Source organism: Actinomycetota bacterium (assembly GCA_041658565.1).
Taxonomy (GTDB): domain Bacteria; phylum Actinomycetota; class AC-67; order AC-67; family AC-67; genus JBAZZY01.
Window position 1 is genome coordinate 1 of sequence record JBAZZY010000102.1, and the last position, 2,568, is coordinate 2,568.

Sequence of the window (2,568 nt, forward strand, 5' to 3'; positions counted from 1 at the left end):
GCGCAGGAAGCTCTCGGCGTCGACGGTGGGTATCAGCACGCCCGTCAGCGAGAAACCGCGGCGCGCCTCGCTCTGCATGAACTCGACGAGCGAGCGGTTCGCCGCCGACGCGCTGGTGTCGTGCATCTGCTGCACGATCGCGTCCCAGGTGCCGTCGTACGCGCGCCCATCGCCGAAGACCACGCGGTGTGACTCGTTGGCCGCGCGGTCGTCGGTCAGCCGGCCCAGCAACGAGCCGAACAGCTCCAGCTGGTCGCGCACCTCGCGTTCGCTCTGCTCGTTGAAGCGCGTCTCGAGCTCCGTGAGCAGTTCGTCGGTGGCGTCGGGAGCGGACGCCAGCTCGGCCAGGCGCGCCTCCCACGCCTCGAGGGATGGGTCGCCGTCGGCGAGTCGCAGGTGCGACTTGCGCAGTTCGATCAGTCGCCAGATGCCCAGTTCGTCCCAATGGTCGTCCGGCTCGGTCTGGTCGAGCTGGTAGAGCGCGGCCGCATAGTCACCGCGATCATAGAGCAGGTTGCCCAGGTAGATGCGCGCCTCGGCAAAACCGGCGTCGATCTTCAGGGCGCGCCGCAGCGTGTCCATCGCATCAGAGTCGCGGCCCAGCCGATGCTCGGCGTACCCGACCAGCGCCACGGCCTCGGCGTTGTCGGGCGCCTGGCGCACCGCCACCTCGAAGTACTCGATCGCCTCTTCCATCTCGTTCTCGCGAAAGAGGGCGCGCCCCACCTGCAGCATCAGCTCGATGTCATCGTCGTATCCGAGCGCGCGTATGCGGGCGAAGGTCTTCTTGGCCGCGTCCACCTGCCCGAACCTGAGCAGCGTCTCGCCAAGCCCGGCGAGGCCGTCCTCGTGTTCGTGATCGAGCACCAGCGCCTCCTCGAAACTGCTCCGCGCCCAGGCGAATTCGTCGCGCGCCAGGCGGGCATAGCCGACGCCGACGTGCAGGGCGACGGCGTTGGGGTACAGCGCCAGCCCCTCGCGCAGGATGGCGAGCGCCTCGTCGAAATTGCCCTCGTCGTACTGCTGGTGCGCGCGTTCGTCGTACTCTTCGGAACTCAGGAACGCAGACGACATCGTTCGACTGACCTCCTGCGCCGTGTGAGGGTTGACTGCAAGCTAAACCTGCGCGAACGGTGGATTCAACGGGGGTCGCGGCCGAATGTTCCTATGGCGCCTCCCGGCAGGCGACGGCAATGCGGGCAGCGAGCGCGGCATTCGACTCGAGGAGCGCGAGATTGGCCTGCAAGGATGCGCCCGCCGTCTCGCGATCGACGGCGGCCAGCAGGAACGGCGTGATGGCGGCCCCGACGACGCCCGCGGACCGGGCGTCGGCGAGGGCACGATGAACCGCCGCGTCGACCACTGCGGCATCGAGCGCCGTTGCAGCCGGCGGCGGCTGCACGACCAGCAGTGCGCCGGGACGGGCAAGCCGACGGTTCGCGCGAAAGACCCGCGCGATCTCGGCAGGATCGTCGGTGGACGCGGCGAGTCGCAGGCCCGTGCCGCGGGCCAGGAAGCCGGGAAACTCGTCGGTGCCGAACCCGATGACGGCGACTCCGTAGCTCTCGAGTCGTTCGAGCGTGGCCGGGAGGTCGAGGATGGACTTGGCGCCGGCGCAGATCGTGATGACCGGCGAGCGTCCGAGTTCGAAGAGGTCGGCCGACTCGTCGAACGCCGGCTCGCGATGCACCCCGCCGATTCCCCCGGTGGCGAAGACCTCGAGCCCGGCCGCGGTGCAAAGCGCCAGGGTGGCCGCCACGGTCGTGGCGCCGTCCAGTCCGCGCGCCACCGCCCATCCCAGGTCGCGCGCCGACACCTTGGGGACACCGTCGCGTCGAAGAAACCGTTCGAGGTCGTCGCCGTCGAGACCGATGGTCGGTTCACCGCGCACCACTGCGACGACCGCCGGCGTGGCGCCGTGCGCCGCAACCGCGGCGCGCATCCGACGGTCGGCCTCCCGGTTCGCGGGAATCGGCAGCCCCTGGGCAAGTACGGAGCTCTCGAAGGCGACTACGGCACCATCGCGGCGTGCGGCGGCGATGGCTGGGGACCAACGAACTGCGCGCGGGATGTCGTCCACACCGCAAGCATACACCGCCGTGCGCACCCTGACAATTGCCTGGCCATTTCCCCCGTGCGGGGGCAAACACCTGCGGCTATCTTAGGCTTCAATGAGCACCGCTGAGGGCGGCCCCGCGCTGGGTCGCGACGATCAGTTCTTCCGCAAGCTGGTGGAGGCGTCGCAGGACTTCATCGTGGTCATCGACCACGAGGGAAAGGTGACGTACGTGTCGCCGTCGATGCAGCGCGTCCTGCGCTTCGAGCCGGCACAGATCTACGGCCACTCGGCGTTCGAGTTCATCCACCCGGAAGACCATGAGACCGCCCAGCGTGCGCTGGCCGACGAGCTCGCCGGCACCCAGCCCGCGTGGTACATCGACGTGCGACTGCTCACCGCCGAGGGGGAGTGGATTCCCGTCGAGGTCAAGGGATGGCTCGACCGCTCCGGTGAGTCGCCGCGCGTCATCGTGCACGCGCGCGACCTGCGCTGGCGCAAGACGATGGAGC

At 69.2% G+C, this 2,568-nt stretch carries 3 protein-coding genes; 1 reads left to right on the forward strand and 2 read right to left on the reverse strand.

All coding sequences use genetic code 11. From position 1 onward, the window contains the following. Nucleotides 1–1,074, reverse strand: a 1,074-nt coding sequence (locus tag WDA27_15440; GenBank protein ID MFA5892318.1) for a tetratricopeptide repeat protein, incomplete at its 3' end; no start/stop codon positions are given. A 91-nt stretch (nt 1,075–1,165) separates the two neighbouring features. Beyond that, entirely contained in the window at nt 1,166–2,071 is a 906-nt protein-coding gene (locus tag WDA27_15445) for a pseudouridine-5'-phosphate glycosidase (GenBank protein ID MFA5892319.1), read from the reverse strand. Nucleotides 2,072–2,171: 100 nt separating this feature from the next. Between WDA27_15445 and WDA27_15450 the strand changes: the two genes are divergently transcribed. After that, nucleotides 2,172–2,568: PAS domain S-box protein (locus WDA27_15450; GenBank protein ID MFA5892320.1), on the forward strand; the 397-nt coding region annotated here is incomplete at its 3' end.